Genomic DNA, 1,144 nt, shown 5'->3' on the forward strand with positions numbered 1-1,144 from the left:
CAATCTGTTGGCTATTCGTCGGCGAAATCGTGCTGAGCTGACGGCGTATAGCACTTTTGCCGACGCCGATACTWAAAACGACCTGAATCAAGCGTTCGATGACGATCATCACCGTCACCGACGGAACAGAGAATTAGCGGCCAAGTCATTAGGCCAAGTTGGTTTTGCAGTTCTAGTAGTTGTTGCATGGTTAGTCCAAAGAAAATCGAACGGGAACTCTTACTCGATGAAGGCATTTTTGGCCATTCTCTGCGTGAGGGGTAAATTTCCACTGCTGAATGGCTTTTCTAGCCGCGTCATCAAGCATTTTTGCGCCACTCGATGTGATCAACAGTAACTGGGTTAGCTTTCCTTGCTCATCAATCCACAATTCAAACAAGGCAGTGCCTTCAATCCCCCGCTTTTGTGCGACTCGAGGATATTTCGGCTGAACTGGTTTCTCCATGAAGCTCGGCTTTTCAATCAGCGTCGGTTGGCTACTGACACCCTGAGAAGCGGAACTGGCAGGTTGATCATTGTCCGCACCTTTTGGCGTTTTATGTTCCGCGGGTTCTGGCTGCTCCACAGGCGTTGACTCAGTGGGTTTCGTGCTGCTCTTGTTTTCTACCACGGGTTTTTCYAAAGACGCTTTCTTTGGGGTTGGCGGTTTGGGCTTCGCCACTTCTTTCTTTGGCTCTGCTGGCTTTTTTGGTTTGGTTTAGTGGGTGGTTTGGTCTCTTCTTTTGGCTCAACGTTTTTTTTCCACCACGTATTGGAGGAAGGGGGGAGGATTGAGACCAAATTTAATGAGACGGACGCAGAGTCGCTACCCGCATTGGTTTGAAAAATGACGGCTTGCTCTTTGGCTGAGATGAACGCCGCATGCAACATCAACGAGAGCGAACCCGCAAAAAGATATCTGGGTAAATTCATGATGCTGTTGTTCCGAAAAGCTAAATCTGGGCGAGATTATCACTTACATTGCAAATAAGATCAATTATCAATTGCATTATCATTAACTAATTTTATGATCGCATCAGTTTAGAGATTAACCCGCTAAGCCTTATACAGCGGGAATAAGCGAGTGAATATGACGCTTACATTAGATAAGTATGATCAATCCATTATCGGTATTGATACCCAGATCSKTGCGTTTTGCCTTCGC

The 1,144-nt window shown here is 46.4% G+C and carries 1 protein-coding gene and 1 pseudogene; both read right to left on the reverse strand.

Annotated features, from left to right (window positions below; all coding sequences use genetic code 11):
* Positions 1-188 (reverse strand): annotated as a pseudogene (locus tag CIK04_RS26745) (MotA/TolQ/ExbB proton channel family protein); the annotation flags it as partial.
* 2 nt (positions 189-190) lie between these two features.
* Positions 191-610: a TonB family protein gene (locus CIK04_RS34190; protein WP_325205870.1), complete on the reverse strand. Its 420-nt coding sequence runs from the start codon at positions 608-610 to the stop codon at positions 191-193.
* Positions 611-1,144 lie beyond the last annotated feature (534 nt).

The sequence above is a fragment of the Vibrio sp. 03_296 genome, assembly GCF_002265885.1.